The sequence below is a fragment of the Bacillus cereus group sp. BfR-BA-01382 genome (assembly GCF_022663475.1).
Classification (GTDB): Bacteria; Bacillota; Bacilli; order Bacillales; family Bacillaceae_G; genus Bacillus_A; species Bacillus_A thuringiensis_S.
In genome coordinates, this window is the sequence record NZ_JAKUFQ010000045.1 from 1 (window position 1) to 16,440 (window position 16,440).

A 16,440-nucleotide genomic window follows, 5' to 3' on the forward strand; every position below is an offset into this window, starting at 1 on the left:
TGTCTTACATCTGCACCGCAATGAATTATCGTATCCATCTTAGAACTGATGAACATAAATTCTTCTTCGCTCATCCCAAGATACTCTTCCCCCAGATCACCAGCTACGGCCTGTATACGCTGTAACCATTCTTCACATATATCACTAAAGTAGCCTGTTAATGTATCTATAATTCTTTGTTGCACATCTTTGGTTGGTCTTACTAAACAATAAATAGTAGCAGATGTATCTCTCAACAATTCATATAATATGTGTGATCCTAAATAACCAGTAGCTCCTGTTAAAAAGACATTTGAAATCTGGGTTTCTTCCAAAACGTTTGCATACGTAATAGTATCTGGTTCGTGAATCACTTTATATTCACGAAATACTTCTTCTTTCTCTACTTTTACTTCTCGCTCAATTCGAGCTAATCCATATATCGTTCTTTCTTTAAAGAAATCTTGAATTGTTAAATGTGAAAAATCTTCTTTTAACAATGTTAAGACTCGTAATACTTTTAATGAATGTCCACCAATTGTAAAGAAATCATCATGTACTCCAACTTTTGAAATTCCTAATACTTCCGCCCAAGCGCGCGCTATTTGTTTCTCTGCTTTATTAGAAGGTGCAACATATTCTTGTAGACGAACCGGTTCATACTTTTCTTCTAGCTGAGCTAACTTCTTAACATCAATCTTTTTATTAGGTGTAAGTGGCAATTCATTAATATAAATTAGTTTAGATGGCACCATATAATCTGGTAATTGCTCTTGTAACTGATAAACTAATTCTGGTATTTCTTTTTTATTTAAAGTTGTATAGAACGCGATTAAATATTGGCTACCTTCCTTACTCTTCTTAGCAAAAACAGCATTTTCTTTTATATTATGATTTTGAGAAATTTTACTTTGGATTTCTCCTAGTTCAATACGATGTCCTCTAATCTTTACTTGATCATCTTTCCGATGTAAAAATTCTATATTTCCATCCTCTAACAACTTAACAATATCACCTGTTTTATATATATTAACTATAGGATTGAAGGGGTTCTGAATAAAAGCTTCAATTGTTTTATTAGGCTTATTAAAATACCCTTTTGCTAATCCTACTGAATCTATATATAATTCACCAGGTACACCAATTGGACAAAGATTCATATTCTCATCCAAAATCATAACTTGATAATTAGCACATGGTTTACCAATGGGAATACTCGCAACATCCTCATTTAACTGACTAGGTATTTTATAGGTTGTCGTCACTACAGTACATTCTGTCGGTCCGTATACATTATGAATTTCAACATTTGTACCTATTCTTTCTCTCCACAATTTAATAACCTCTACAGGCAACATTTCACCGCCAATCGCAATTCTTTTTAGGGAAGCTAGCTTATATATATCTTCTTCTGCTAAATAAGTTGCTACTTGTCGAACAAAAATTGTTGCTAATGCCAAGATCGAAGTTGCTTTCACTTTATAGATTGCATTTGCAAATGCTTCTACAGACAATCGCTCTTCCTCTAATAATACATACAAATTTCCTCCGCAGAATAAAGAAGCAAATGACTCCCATACAGAAGCATCGAAACTAAAGGAAGGAAATTGGGCAAATACATCCTCTTCTGTCAATTCATATTGCTTTTGCATCCAAGTGTACAGATTAACAACGCCTCTATGTGCTAACATCGTTCCCTTTGGATTCCCTGTTGAACCAGATGTATAAATCATATAAGCTACATCATCACAATGAATAGACAACTTTACATCTATATCTTCACAAGTTTCACTATCATACATTGAAACTGTTTGAACCCCATCACATGTTATAGGCGTCTCTTTCATCAATATAACTTTCGCTTGGCTATCTTGAATAATGTACTGTATTCTACTTTCTGGATAATCTGGATCAATCGGAACATACGCTGCACCAGCTTTTAATATAGCTACCATACTTACTACTGTGTCTATGCTACGTTTCATAAATATTCCAACATAGTCTCCTAATTGGACGCCGTTTTTAATTAACATATGAGCTATTTGATTACTTTTTTTATTTAGCTCCTCATAAGTTAAAGTACCTTCCCTTGAAGATAAAGCTATACGATTTGGAAATTGAGTAACAGTATTATAGAACATATCGACGATACTTTTCTCAGGATATACTGCTGTCGTATCATTCACTTGACTATAAAGTGCCATCTCGGCCTCTGTAATAACATTAAAATCATTTATATAATTATTATTATTTTGTAATGTATTGATTAAAACACCTTGTATTTGTTGTGCATAACGAGTAATCGTTGTCTCTTTCCAATTAACACTATTAAATATTATTTCTACGCTTTGCATATTTTTACTGAATACAAATTGTAATGTATTCGTGTCTTGTAGCTCATAATATGTTTCACCAATAATAATAGGTGACATTTCATATAATGTATTACCGTTTTGAAACTCTTCTATTTCTTCCTCATTCATTTCTTTAATTTGTTCCAGTTGCTCTTCAATCTGTAAATTCAAACTTTCATAGGAGAGAAAATTAGAAATTTCAATAGTAATCGGAAATAAACTTCCTCTTACATGATAAAGCACGACAATATGTTTTTCTTTAGAAATATGATATAACCACGTTGCAGTCGCTCCTATTAAATCTACAATGTGAGTCAAATTTGGAAATAGTTCAGTTTTTCTTTTTACCCCAAATTCTGTTCCTTGAACATCTTTAGGTATTTTAATACTTCCTTCTACTTTTCCTAAAAATTCTTTTACCATCTCATTATAAGAAATTGCTAATTTCATATTTATGTAAATTCCTCTCTCAAATATAATAAAGGTGTGAAAATTCACACCTTTTTCATCCCTTATTAACGGGCAAATTAGTTCAATTCATAATCAAAGGGGGGATCCCCCTTCGATTAGAATTGATCTTTCTTCTTATTCACTTTTAAACTCACCAATTAGCTCTTGTAATTCCTGAGAAAGCCAACTTAAAGAAGTCGCTAATTCTGCAATATCTTGTACTGATATTTCTTGCTCTTTCATGCTTTCTTCAACATTACTACTGCTGTTGGCATAAGTATTTGCAATATGTGATAATTCATTTACGACTTGAACAATATTCTGGCTATTTTGTAAAATGTCACTCGAATTACCAGAGACAGCTTTTACTTGATCTGTAACAGATTGCGCTGATTTTGAAATTTTTTCAAAGAAATCTCCACTACTTTGAACAAGTGAAATTCCAGTTTCTACTTCTTTTGAACCTTTTTGCATTGAAACTACAGCATCTTCTGTCTCAGCTTGTGTTTCACCAATTAATTTCGCTATATCTTTTGCAGACGCTTCAGTTTGTTCTGCTAATTTTCGTACTTCATCAGCAACAACTGCAAACCCTCTTCCAGCTGCTCCAGCACGTGAAGCCTCAATAGAAGCATTTAAAGCTAATAAATTTGTTTGATTTGAAATACCTGTAATTACAGTTACGATATCACTAATTTCTTTTGACCTTGTTTCTAACGAATAAATGATGGAAGATAAATCCTGTACTGCATTTTGGATTAAACTCATTTGATTAATAATTTGTCCAATCACTTCATTACCTTCAATTGAATGTTGCTCCATACCTTCAGAAGCAACCGCAACTTGTTTTGCAGCCCCAGTTATCTCTTCTACCTTATCTTCCATTCCATGTACAATTCCTAAACATTGTTGTACTGAAGTTTTTTGAGACTGTGCCCCTACTCTTAAACCTTCAATAGAACTTGCAATCTCTTGAACTGCCATACTGTTTTCCTCTGTACTCGCCGACAATTCTTGTGAAGAAGAAGAAACTTGCTCAGCAGTTTGCCTTACTTTATCTATAATCCCTTTAAATTTTTCAATCGTGTTATTGAAATAAACATTAATAATTCCAATATCATCTGGTCTTTCTTTTAATTTAATACTTAAATCACCTTCACCAATTTTACGTAATCCTTCTCGTAAATCTTTTAATGGAGCTAGCGAGTGACGCACGATAAAGAATTGAGTAATAGTCGCAATTGCTAATGAAATAATGATAAAGAGTAAGCCCTGTATCATAAACTTCTCTTTTGTAATAGGAACAATGGAAGCATCTAAGTCAGCCGCAATAATTGCAACAATATTGTTTTCTCCATCTGTAATTGGTTCTAATATTGTCACCCACGAACCTATTTCATCTTCATATACTTCTGTCATTTGGGCCTTTTTCGTATCAATGACCTTATCGTACGCCTTCATCCAATGAGCGGGTTGTTCATAATAATCTCCCGGCTTTATAGGGAATGCATTTGTTAACTCTGTAGTCAAACCAACGAGTTGTAATTCCCGCTTTTCATTCGGCTTTGCTCCTGTAACATACGTTTGTCCAACACTTTTCAATTCTTTTGACACTTCATCTAATTTCTCTGTTAACTTTTCTTTTTTCACTTTTTCGGCTGTAGGATCTTTCGCCATGTCTCTAACTAATTCTACATCCAATTTTTTCAACACTATTTCTCCTGTTTCAATAGACTGTCTTTCAAATAAAGACATCATACTATTTTGAAACATGTTGAAACTTAACGCGCCCATACTTCCAACAAGTGTCAAAATAACTAATACGGTTAATAAGACGTTCTTTTGAAGGAACGATAACTTATGCCAATATTTTTTCATTAATATCCACCTTCCTTAATGATTCTAAACAAAAAAACAAAATATATGAATATTTTGTTTAAAGATGTTTCTCAATATGTTCGAGAATAAAAAAAAGCCAATGTAAAAGCATTGGCCAAGACCAACCCTATCCGTCCGGTAACTGGCTAGCATAGCCTTTCGACCTTAGCTCCTGTAGTTTTGCGTCCTCATGTTTCCATCAGTTTGCCTTTCTCGCTGAACGAGTTGAACGATATGGGAGTTCTATGAGAATCATATATTCTCTATCAAAGGTTACAACATATAAATCAAAATGTCTACTTATTTAGAGATATAAATACAAATTTTTAACGAATTGCTTTTTCGAAATAATTTCAAAAAGTACGTGAATGTTACTTTTTTTGTGTTATATAATAAAAAATGTATAAATAACAAGGATTTCTTCGGGTATTTATTTAATTTTCATTCAAATTAAACTATTCGAATATATCTTAACTAATGAATTTCGGAGGTAGTTTATCATGTTTTGGCTACAATTTCTTACCTTGTTACTCTGTATTTTTATTGGTGCACGCCTAGGCGGAGTTGGTTTAGGAGTAATGGGTGGAGTTGGTATGGCAATACTCGTTTTTGTCTTCCACTTACAACCGACCGCGCCTCCTATCGATGTAATGCTTATGATTTTGGCAGTAATTACAGCCGCTGGTGCTTTGCAAGCTGCAGGAGGAATGGACTATCTTGTTCACCTAGCTGAAAAAGCATTACGAAAAAATCCAAAGCGTATTACTTTTTTTGCTCCAATTGTTACTTATTTATTCACACTATGTGCAGGTACTGGTCACGTTGCCTATTCTGTACTTCCTGTTATTGCAGAAGTCTCTCGTGAATCAGGGGTTAGACCGGAACGCCCAATGTCGATTGCCGTAATCGCTTCTCAACAAGCAATTACAGCTAGCCCAATTTCAGCTGCCACAGTTGCTCTTTTAGCAATGTTAGCTGACTATAAAATCACTTTATTAGATATTTTAAAAGTGAGTATTCCTTCTACTTTCATTGCTTGTATGTTAGCAGCATTCGTTGCTAGTAAGATGGGAAAAGAATTAAATGAAGACCCTGAATACTTAAAACGATTAAAAGAAGGAATGATTCCTAAGCTTGAAGAGAAAAAAGAATTTGTAGGTGTAAAGGGCGCCAAATTATCAGTTATCCTTTTCCTTGTAGGAACCTTCCTTGTTGTACTTCTTGGTTCATTTGAAGCACTTCGTCCAGGATGGATAGTTGATGGGAAGTTAGCCCGTCTTTCCATGCCGAACACAATTGAGATGGTTATGTTAACTATCGCGGCTCTTATTATTATTTTCTGTAAACCAAATGTAGAAAGCATTGTGTCTGGTAACGTCTTTAAAGCAGGAGCAACAGCAGTTGTTGCTATTTTCGGTATCGCTTGGATGGGAGATACTTTCTTTAATGGAAACTTAAATATGATTCAAGGATCTATTCAGCATTTAGTAACAAGTGCACCTTGGCTATTTGCCATCGCACTATTCATTCTATCTATTTTACTGTACAGCCAAGCAGCAACAGTACGTGCCTTAATGCCACTTGGACTATCCCTTGGTATTCCACCAGCACTACTGATTGCGATGTTCCCTGCAGTAAACGGATATTTCTTCATTCCAAACTACGGGACAATCGTTGCTGCCATTAACTTTGACCGTACTGGTACAACAGGTATCGGTAAATACGTATTAAATCATAGCTTTATGATTCCAGGCTTAATTGCAACATTTACTTCTATCGGAATTGGAATGCTTTTAATTTCTATTATGTTTTAAAGAAAAAGCACAAACCCTTATTTAAAAAGGTTTGTGCTTTTTTAATCAAATGTTTGTTTAAATTTTTTGGGCAGTCTACTTCTCGATGTAGCACTTAAAATACTACATGTCCTTTTCTACAAACTTCTCTTTACTTCTTCAGCTAATTTTCTCGTACTTTCATACGCAGATTCAGCTAAACTAATTGCTGAAATAACTGAAACACCGTCCGCACCCGCTTCTATAACTGCCGCTGTATTTTCAATTGTAATCCCACCAATACCAACGATTGGCACTGTAATTCCTTGTTCTCTAAAATAAGCTAATCCTTTCGTTCCTTGAACCGCTTTCGTATCTTTTTTCGTACTCGTTGGGAAAATAGGTCCAACACCTAAATAATCTGCTCCATTTTCGATTGCAAAGCGTGCTTCTTCAATTGTATGAGCAGATACGCCGATAATTTTATCTCCCATTTTTTCACGAACAGATGTAATCCCTTCATCATTTTGTCCTACATGAACACCATCTGCATCTAATTCAATGGCTAATTCTACATCATCATTTACAATGAAAGGAACACTATATTCCTTACAAAGCGTCTGCAATTCTTTTGCAAAGCGCACTCTATCTCCTCCGATTAAAGAACCTTCCCCCTTCTCGCGAAACTGAAAAAGTGTCACTCCACCATCTAACGCTTCTTTCAATACAGCTAAAGGATCCCTCGTGCAGTTATTACTTCCCATAATAAAATACACTTGTAATAACTTAGACATTTTCTTTGTTTCAATGCGCATCGTATGTTTCATCCCCCTTACTCTAACTCCTCAATCTTCCCATACTTCTCAATATCAGCTGAAGTTGTATTCGCTAATTGATTTAAAAATTCAATTTGGAAACTACCTGGCCCTTTTTCTACTGTTTTAACAGCTGCCAGTTCCGCAGCTACACCATAAAACGTTAATGCGGCTACTACTGCTTTTACATAATCTTTTTCTACTGCTACAAATGCTCCTATTACCGAAGTTAGTAAACACCCTGTTCCCGTAACCTTTGTTAAAATAGGATGACCATTTCGAATAAGAACAGTTCGCTCTCCATCTGTAACAACATCTTCTTTTCCAGTAATGACAGCAACTGTATTTAGTTCATCTGCTGCCTGCCTTGCAATACTTACAACATTGCCATTTCCAGTACCAGCGTCTACCCCTTTAAATTCCCATTTCTCATTAATAACGTTTGCTATTTCAGCCGCATTGCCGCGGATAATTGCTAAATCTATTTCGGCTGGAATATGTCTCGCAACTTCTGTTCGATACGAAGTTGCTCCTGCACCAACTGGATCAAATAGTACTGGCACATTGTTCACATTTGCTGATTTACCAGCAAGTAACATCGCTTCTACTTCCTCAGGACGAAGTGTTCCCATATTTAATACTAACGCTCCAGCAATGCTAGCCATTTCTGCTACTTCTTCTTTTGCATACGCCATTACAGGCGATGCCCCAAGTGCCAACAAACCGTTAGCAGTAAAATTTGTTACAACAACATTTGTAATATTATGAACGAGCGGATTAGATTCTCTCACCAAATCCACTACTTTACTAATTTCTTTCATATTCATCCTTTTCATCTCCTAACTATAATGATGGGAGATACACAAAAAGGCACTTCGCGCGTACGCAAAGTGCCTGAACATGTGCTTTTACACTCTCCCTACGCTGGCATTATCCAACAGGTTCAAATGGTCAATGACGGACTAGTAGCCATACTCTCAGTTTGTATCCACAAACTCCCATGTGTTTCTTATTCATCTACTTCAAAGTCTACTCTTATTCTAGTAAAATAACAAGTTCTTTACTTTTCTATATAAAGTGAAACTTTAATCAGTGAGGATTTTGTTCATTCCACTAAAAACAGCTCAAATATGAAGCGAAACTGAATCTCAAGAAGATGTATGCTATATTTAACTTATGGAAATTTGAAAGGATGTTTTTAATATGTCAAAAAGCGTTGTAATCGCTGAAAAGCCTTCCGTTGCACGAGATATTGCTCGTGTACTGAAGTGTGATAAAAAAGGAAACGGCTATCTTGAGGGTAGTAAATATATTGTAACTTGGGCTTTAGGTCATCTCGTTACATTAGCAGATCCAGAAAGCTATGATGTGAAATATAAACAGTGGAATTTAGAAGATTTACCGATGCTACCAGAGCGTTTGAAATTAACGGTTATTAAACAAACTGGTAAACAGTTTAATGCTGTAAAGAGTCAGCTACTTAGAAAAGATGTAAATGAAATTATTGTAGCAACAGACGCTGGACGTGAAGGGGAATTAGTCGCACGCTGGATCATCGATAAAGTTAAGCTAAACAAACCAATCAAACGTTTATGGATTTCTTCTGTAACCGATAAAGCAATTAAAGATGGTTTTGCAAATTTAAAACCAGGTAAAGCCTATGACAATTTATACGCTTCAGCAGTTGCACGTTCAGAAGCTGACTGGTATATCGGTCTTAATGCAACTCGCGCTTTAACGACTCGCTTTAATGCTCAGTTAAATTGCGGTCGTGTACAAACGCCTACTGTCGCTATGATTGCTAGTCGTGAAGATGAAATCAAGAACTTCAAAGCACAAACTTACTACGGCATCGAAGCTCAAACGATGGAGAAACTCAAACTTACTTGGCAAGATGCAAATGGCAATAGCCGTAGTTTTAATAAAGAAAAAATTGATGGTATTGTAAAAGGTTTAGATAAACAACATGCTACTGTTGTGGAAATTGATAAAAAACAGAAGAAGTCATTCTCTCCTGGTCTTTACGATTTAACTGAATTACAACGTGATGCAAATAAAAAGTTCGGTTACTCTGCGAAAGAAACATTAAACATTATGCAGAAGTTATATGAACAACATAAAGTGCTAACGTACCCTCGTACAGATTCACGCTACATTTCATCTGATATCGTTGAAACACTTCCAGAACGTTTAAAAGCATGTGGCGTTGGAGAGTACCGTCCTTTAGCACATAAAGTATTACAAAAGCCTATCAAGGCTAATAAATCATTTGTTGATGATAGTAAAGTAAGCGATCATCATGCGATTATTCCAACAGAAGGATACGTTAACTTCTCAGCATTCACAGATAAAGAACGTAAAATTTATGATTTAGTTGTAAAACGTTTCTTAGCTGTTTTATTCCCAGCATTCGAATACGAGCAACTAACATTACGTACCAAAGTTGGTAGTGAAACGTTCATTGCACGCGGAAAAACAATTTTACATGCTGGTTGGAAGGAAGTATACGAAAATCGATTTGAAGACGATGATGTAACTGATGACGTAAAAGAGCAGCTTCTACCCCACATCGAAAAGGGCGATACATTAACTGTAAAGTTAATTATGCAAACATCAGGTCAAACGAAAGCACCTGCACGCTTTAATGAAGCAACTTTACTTTCAGCAATGGAGAATCCTACAAAATATATGGATACGCAAAATAAACAACTTGCTGATACGTTAAAATCGACTGGTGGATTAGGTACTGTAGCGACACGTGCAGATATTATCGACAAACTTTTCAACTCTTTCTTAATTGAAAAACGTGGTAAAGATATTCACATTACATCAAAAGGTCGTCAATTACTTGATTTAGTACCAGAAGAGTTAAAATCCCCTACACTAACTGGTGAATGGGAACAAAAACTTGAGGCTATCGCAAAAGGTAAGCTGAAAAAAGAAGTATTCATTTCTGAAATGAAGAACTATACGAAAGAAATTGTTTCTGAAATTAAATCGAGTGATAAAAAATATAAACATGACAACATTTCAACGAAGTCTTGTCCAGACTGCGGTAAACCAATGCTAGAAGTAAACGGCAAAAAGGGAAAAATGCTCGTATGCCAAGATCGTGAATGTGGTCATCGTAAAAATGTATCTCGTACAACAAACGCTCGCTGTCCGCAATGTAAGAAGAAACTAGAATTACGTGGTGAAGGTGCAGGTCAAATCTTTGCATGTAAATGTGGCTATCGCGAGAAATTATCAACATTCCAAGAGCGACGTAAAAAAGAATCTGGAAACAAAGCTGATAAACGTGACGTTCAAAAATATATGAAACAACAGAAAAAAGAAGAAGAACCATTAAACAACCCGTTCGCAGACGCATTAAAAAAACTAAAGTTCGATTAAACAAAAAGGTTCCTACCGCTCTCGGTAGGAACCTTTTCTTAATGAATGATTTTACTTCCTTTTGCATTCTCAACAAATTTTTCACTTGATTTGTTAATTGGTGTTTTCAGTAATAACGCAGCAACAATCATAACTACTACGAAAACACTTAACACAAGTAAATCTCGTGTTACGATATCCCAAAGCATTCCGCCAACTGTTTCACGAATTGCACTAATTGCATACGTGAACGGTAAGAACGGATAAATTGCTTGGAAGAACGCTGGTGTCATTTGAATTGGGAATGTTCCGCCCGATCCTGCTACTTGCAGTACAAGTAAAATGATCGCCATCGATTTCCCAACGTTTCCGAAAATAGAAACGAGTGAGTATACGATACAAACGAAGACTCCACCAATAAATAAACTAAATAACACAAACCAGAACTTATCGACTACGTACGTACCGAGTAAGAATATATCTCCCATCGATACGATAAACGCTTGTGAAAGACCTATCGTTAAGAATGTTAATAAACGTCCGAAGTAAATTTCATGGCTCTTATAATTCGCGCCCTCTTCGTGTACTTCTACCGTTAATAATGAAACCATTAATAATGCGCCTACCCATAATGCAAGCACTGTATAGAATGGTGACATCGCTGAACCGTAGTTCGGCATCGCAAATAATTTATTTTCTTTTAAATTTACTGGATTCGCAAAGTAATCACTTTGCTTCTCAACATCGTTTTTCAATAAGCGTATGATGTCTTTTAAATCCTCTTCAGATTCAAAATCACGAATTTTATTTGCTAAATCTTTAATCTTTTTCTCAGTCTCCGGCATTTCAGCTTTAATGTCTACTAATTTCTTTCTACCGTCTACCAAGCCTTTTGATGAATCTTCTAGTAACTTTTTAACATCTGGAAGCTTTTTGTCTGCATCGTTTAAAATTTGAGTTGTATTTTTCGACATCTCTTTTGTACGAGCAATTGCTGTATTGAAGTTAGGTACAATCTCTGAATCATACGTCGATAATACATCTGTTAATTGAGCTGATCCGCCCTTCGCAGCATTGTTAATACTTTCAATTACATCTTTTGTAGGTTTCTGTCCATTGTTAAGAAGTGTAATCCCCTTATTCGTTGCATCTACACCTTTTTGCAGACTACTTTTCGCTTTATTTAATTTTGCGATTCCATTATTAAGGTTTTTATCACTATTTACATCCGCTAAAACCTTATTTGTACTTTCTAGAACTGGAATCATATCATCAATTAAACCGATTCCAGATTGGAATTGACCATTTAAGCTTTTCAAGGCTTCCTTCGAACCTTCTAAACCATTAATACCTTTGTTTTGTACATCCTCTAGTGCTTTTTGGACACTAGATTTAGTACTTTCTAGACCATTTTTCGCTTTATCATAATCAGCTTTTGCATTATCGTATATTTCATTCGCATTAGCTTTAGCTTGATCTACTGTGCTAACTGCTTTTTTATAATCTGCTACAAACGTTTCATTATAATCTTTTTCAGCTTGATCAATTAATGCATTTGCTGCATCTAATTTTTGATTTGCTACATCTGTTACATCTTTCTTTACTTCTTGTCCTGTACCGATAACATTTACAATATCTTTAATACCGTTGTTTGCATTTTCCATACCACTTTTCAGCTTAGTTAGGCGATCCACTCGCCCTTGGAAAAAGCTTTTTCCAAAATCAGTCGTCGCTGAGTTTTGAAGTTCAGTAAATACATTAATAAGATACGAAATACCTTCTGTACGAGCTTGCAATTGATTTGATACTGCATTTAAATCTTTCTTTGCTTGTTCTGGATCAAACTGACCATTTTGCAATCCATTTAAAACACTTTTCCCATAAGCTGTTCCTGCACGTGATGAGCTTAAAACATTATTTACTGTTTGATTAATATTTTGCGCTATACTTTTATATCCGTCATTATTCAACTTAGAAAGGTCCGGTCTTGCAGGGAATTCAGGTAATCCATTCATTCCAGAGAAATCAGGAATATTTAAATCCACACCTGGATTCATTAAAAAGTTAGTAAATACAGCTGCACTATCCATAACGCCTTTTGCTACTACTAAATCATTTCTTATCGTTCCTGGAGCGTTTTTTAATGTTTGATCTTGTCTTGCAAAGAACTTATCTAAATTCGCCAATGCTTCCTGCCCATCATTTATTACACTCTCTACAACAGGTAAATCTTTTTGCGCCACTTTCACAATATCTTCTGCTCGAGTCGCATCATCTAACGCCTTATCCATGAGTGTATTCATTTCTGGGAACTGCGCTTCTAACTTAAATACAAGATCTTTTACTTTTTCGATACTTGGTAAGTTTGTTTCTAAATCGATTCCAAGGTCATTGAAAATTTTAAAAATCTCACCGTTTGCTGTTTTAACAAAGTTTTTACTAATTTCTTCTGTAATACCTGATGCACCTTTTGCTGTAATCTTCGGTGCGATCGCGTTTACTTTTTCATTCACATAGTAATCCAGTTCTGGTTTTTTCGGATTTTCATCCAGAACAGTTGCGATTTTTTCAGAGAAGTCTTTTGGAATCGTAATACTTGCATAATAATCCCCACGCTCAACTCCGTAAATTGCTTGTTTTTCATCTACAAATTTCCAGCCAAGATTTTTGTTTTTCTTAAGGGAGTCTACAATCTCTTTCCCGATATTAATATCTTTCCCTCTTAAATTAGAACCTGCATCTTGGTTAGAAACTGCAATGGGAACCTCTTTTGTATTTCCATACGGATCCCAAGAAGCTTTAATGTTAAACCATGCATATAACGATGGTAAAATCATTAATCCTAAAACAATAACAATTGCAGCCCAATGTTTGGCTACATTCCGTAAATCTGTCTTATAAATACGCCAAATCTGTTTCATAGAAGTTATCACCTAATTATATATTTTTCCTTCTTTAGAAAATGATACATGCATTTTGCAATTATATCACTTTCTACATCGTGTATTAACCAAAAACGTACTATTTTTTCCCATTAACTTTCACTTACTTCATTATATAACGAAGTGAGTCAAAGTATGAATACAAAATGACCGAATCGGTTTTACATTCAATAATAACAAATATATATGAAATGTCATAAAAAATACAAGTATTTTCTCTTGGAAATACTTGTATTCCTAAAAAAATCCTCACAGCTTTTATTCTCTGTGAGGATTTCTTCTATTATATATCCAATTGAACCTCTACACCGAAATGATCTGAAATTACATTTCTGTTTGTACCATTAAAAATAACTTTTGAAGAATGAACTTTTTTACTTTGGTTACACAATATTAGATCGATTCGCAAATTATGTTTATTTTCATCCCAACCAGCAATCTCGCCTTGGACAGTCGTTCCTTCATCCTTCTCTATTGCTAATTCATATGTGTCATACAACCCTTTTTGCATCATATACTCATAACCTTCGCCTTCCAAGCGAGCATTGTTATTAAAATCCCCCATTAAGAAGGCGAGCTTATTGCTATCTACACGCTCCATCAAACGATCGAATTGACCTTTGAATGACTCTTCTTCATCATTCCACCAACCGAGATGGCAAGAGTAAAACGTTATATCCTTACCATTATAAGCAATTGTTGTACTTACAATTTTACGCGTTTTCCAATACGTTGTATCCTCGTTTTCTGAAATAAAGAACGTATCTTCTTTTATAATATTATGCTTCGTTATAATCGCTAATCCTTCTTCGTACACGTCATAACCAATATGAGAGAAATCCCAAGTAATATTGTAATCTTTTACATGTAGCGCTTTTAACTCTTCTAATAGTAAAAGTCCAAAATTATCTTTTTTCTTGTTACCGCATACATTTTCAGCTTGTATGGACTGACTTACTTCTTGTAATGCGATGACATCGTACTCTTCTTCTTGAATTACTTTAGCAAGGTATTGTATCTTTTCTATTTGATTCTCTTCTTGCCAAGAATGACAGTTTAAAGTTAGCAATTTCATATTATTACGCACCTAACATATCTTGAATGTCTGACTTTAATACGTCAGCTTTCGGACCATATACCGCTTGTACACCTTTATCTTTTACAATAAGCCCTAAAGCACCATTTTGTTTCCACTGTGCTTCTGGTGCAACAACATCTAAGTCTTTTACTGTTACACGTAAGCGTGTCATACAAGCATCTACGTCAGCAATATTTTCTTTTCCACCTAATAAATCGATAACTTTTGTTGCTAATGAACCATCTTGTACATTTCCTGTTCCTTCTGATGCCTCATCTTCATTATCAATATAGTTACCTGCACGCCCTGGTGTTGGTAAGTTGAATTTTTTAATTAAGAAATTAAATAGTGTAAAGTTAAGACCGAAGAACACTAATGAAACAATAACAAAGTTGATTAGGTCTCTTGTTAAACCTGCGTTAACCATCATTGGTGTACGAGTAATTAACTCAATAAATCCAAATGCATGAACACGTAAGTTAATTAAATCAGCTAGTGCGAATGCAAGTCCTGTTGTAATAGCATATACAACATATAATACTGGAGCAATAAACATGAACATGAATTCAATTGGTTCTGTTACACCTGTTAAGAATACTGCTAATGCTGCTGATAAAAACATTGGTTTATATTTTGCACGCTTTTCTTTATCAACGTTACGGAACATCGCAAATGCAATCCCCATTAACGCTGCTGTTGAGCCGATAACTTGTCCAGCTTTGAAACGAGCTGGTACAACGTTATTTAATAAATCGTTATATGCCTTCGTATCTCCATTTGCTAATAAATTATTTAAATCTGTAATCCATGCAAGCCATAATGGATCTTGTCCTGCTACAACTTGTCCAACTTTTGAACCAGTTAGCATCGTATATGTTCCGCCTAGCTCTGTATAGTTCATCGGAATCGTTAACATATGGTGTAAACCAAATGGTAATAATAAACGCTCTACCGTTCCATATACAAACGGTGCAACAACTGGTGCACTATCTTTTGAAGCTGCAATCCAGCGACCAAATTCATTTAACCCACTTTGGATGAATGGCCATAGAAGTGATAATACAATCGCAGTAACTGTAGACCAAAGAATTACAACGAATGGTACAAATCGTTTTCCATTAAAGAATGCTAATGCCTGTGGCAGTTTATTATAGTTATAATATTTGTTATATAAAGTAGCTCCTAAGAAACCTGTGATGATCCCTACGAACACTCCCATGTTTAATGCAGGTGCACCAAGTACAGAAGTAAAGTAATCTTTTACAATTAAATCTCCCGCTATTACTGAAGAAACTTTCGCTTTTGAATCCGCTAACATTTCAGCGTTTACCCCAAATATAGCTCCTGTAATTCGGTTTGTTAAGACGAATGCTAATAGCGCTGCAAATGCACCACCCGCGCGATCTTTCGCCCAAGATCCCCCAATTGCTACTGCGAATAAAATGTGTAGATTTGTAATGATTGCCCAACCGATGTCTTCCATTACGCGAGCAATTGTATGAACTGCGTTAACATCCCCAGCAGACATCCCAATTAACTTACCGATGGAAATCATTAAACCGGCTGCTGGCATTACAGCTACAACAACTAATAACGCTTTCCCGAACTTTTGCCAAAAATCAAAAGACGTAATTTTCATCTGTTCTTCCTCCCCTTTATTTATAACAACATAATGATTTAAATTATAATTTCTGTTCCCTTTATGAAAACGATTCCTTATATTACTTTATTTTTATCTTTACGCAACCGTTTTCATAAATCTATTTTAATAAAAGCGTTTTCACTTTGCAATAGAAATTT

General features: G+C 35.1%; 9 protein-coding genes and 2 riboswitches. Of the genes, 2 read left to right on the forward strand and 7 right to left on the reverse strand.

Features of this window, described 5'->3' with window-relative positions; all coding sequences use genetic code 11:
• A partial coding sequence (locus MR160_RS18110) for an amino acid adenylation domain-containing protein (RefSeq protein ID WP_242297840.1) occupies positions 1 to 2,783 on the reverse strand: 2,783 nt, incomplete at its 3' end.
• A 135-nt stretch (positions 2,784 to 2,918) separates the two neighbouring features.
• Positions 2,919 to 4,661: a methyl-accepting chemotaxis protein gene (locus tag MR160_RS18115; RefSeq protein ID WP_000761081.1), complete on the reverse strand. Its 1,743-nt coding sequence runs from the start codon at positions 4,659 to 4,661 to the stop codon at positions 2,919 to 2,921.
• Between the two features lie 134 nt (positions 4,662 to 4,795).
• Positions 4,796 to 4,880, reverse strand: a riboswitch (cyclic di-GMP riboswitch).
• Between the two features lie 281 nt (positions 4,881 to 5,161).
• Between MR160_RS18115 and MR160_RS18120 the strand changes: the two genes are divergently transcribed.
• On the forward strand, positions 5,162 to 6,475 hold the full coding sequence (locus tag MR160_RS18120) for an anaerobic C4-dicarboxylate transporter family protein (protein ID WP_000498722.1): 1,314 nt from the start codon (positions 5,162 to 5,164) through the stop codon (positions 6,473 to 6,475).
• 116 nt (positions 6,476 to 6,591) lie between these two features.
• Here the strand turns inward: MR160_RS18120 and thiE are convergent, their stop codons facing one another.
• Together thiE and thiM are read right to left on the reverse strand one after the other, a co-directional pair.
• Positions 6,592 to 7,260 carry a thiamine phosphate synthase gene (thiE, locus tag MR160_RS18125; protein ID WP_003255464.1) on the reverse strand — a complete coding sequence of 223 codons (669 nt, stop codon included), beginning with the start codon at positions 7,258 to 7,260 and terminating at the stop codon, positions 6,592 to 6,594.
• Between the two features lie 5 nt (positions 7,261 to 7,265).
• On the reverse strand, positions 7,266 to 8,075 hold the full coding sequence (gene thiM, locus MR160_RS18130; RefSeq protein ID WP_242297841.1) for a hydroxyethylthiazole kinase: 810 nt from the start codon (positions 8,073 to 8,075) through the stop codon (positions 7,266 to 7,268).
• Positions 8,076 to 8,147: 72 nt separating this feature from the next.
• Positions 8,148 to 8,260: riboswitch (TPP riboswitch) on the reverse strand.
• Between the two features lie 191 nt (positions 8,261 to 8,451).
• On the opposite strand from thiM, the gene topB reads away from it, so the two are divergent.
• A complete protein-coding gene (topB, locus tag MR160_RS18135) occupies positions 8,452 to 10,641 on the forward strand; it encodes a DNA topoisomerase III (RefSeq protein WP_000047320.1) in 2,190 nt (729 codons plus the stop codon).
• 38 nt (positions 10,642 to 10,679) lie between these two features.
• Here the strand turns inward: topB and MR160_RS18140 are convergent, their stop codons facing one another.
• From MR160_RS18140 to MR160_RS18150, 3 genes are all read right to left on the reverse strand, one after another.
• Entirely contained in the window at positions 10,680 to 13,541 is a 2,862-nt protein-coding gene (locus tag MR160_RS18140; RefSeq protein WP_000810075.1) for a YhgE/Pip domain-containing protein, read from the reverse strand.
• Between the two features lie 304 nt (positions 13,542 to 13,845).
• Positions 13,846 to 14,637: an endonuclease/exonuclease/phosphatase family protein gene (locus MR160_RS18145; RefSeq protein WP_000771994.1), complete on the reverse strand. Its 792-nt coding sequence runs from the start codon at positions 14,635 to 14,637 to the stop codon at positions 13,846 to 13,848.
• A gap of 4 nt (positions 14,638 to 14,641) precedes the next feature.
• On the reverse strand, positions 14,642 to 16,279 hold the full coding sequence (locus MR160_RS18150) for a PTS transporter subunit IIBC (protein ID WP_144514460.1): 1,638 nt from the start codon (positions 16,277 to 16,279) through the stop codon (positions 14,642 to 14,644).
• Between the last annotated feature and the right edge of the window lie 161 nt (positions 16,280 to 16,440).

What these genes read in the sequence shown, in the direction of transcription:
- MR160_RS18115 (WP_000761081.1), bottom strand. Translation starts at nt 4,661, where the DNA reads ATGAAAAAATATTGGCATAAGTTATCGTTCCTTCAAAAGAACGTCTTA.
- MR160_RS18120 (WP_000498722.1), top strand. Translation starts at nt 5,162, where the DNA reads ATGTTTTGGCTACAATTTCTTACCTTGTTACTCTGTATTTTTATTGGT.
- thiE (WP_003255464.1), bottom strand. Translation starts at nt 7,260, where the DNA reads ATGAAACATACGATGCGCATTGAAACAAAGAAAATGTCTAAGTTATTA.
- thiM (WP_242297841.1), bottom strand. Translation starts at nt 8,075, where the DNA reads ATGAATATGAAAGAAATTAGTAAAGTAGTGGATTTGGTGAGAGAATCT.
- topB (WP_000047320.1), top strand. Translation starts at nt 8,452, where the DNA reads ATGTCAAAAAGCGTTGTAATCGCTGAAAAGCCTTCCGTTGCACGAGAT.
- MR160_RS18140 (WP_000810075.1), bottom strand. Translation starts at nt 13,541, where the DNA reads ATGAAACAGATTTGGCGTATTTATAAGACAGATTTACGGAATGTAGCC.
- MR160_RS18145 (WP_000771994.1), bottom strand. Translation starts at nt 14,637, where the DNA reads ATGAAATTGCTAACTTTAAACTGTCATTCTTGGCAAGAAGAGAATCAA.
- MR160_RS18150 (WP_144514460.1), bottom strand. Translation starts at nt 16,279, where the DNA reads ATGAAAATTACGTCTTTTGATTTTTGGCAAAAGTTCGGGAAAGCGTTA.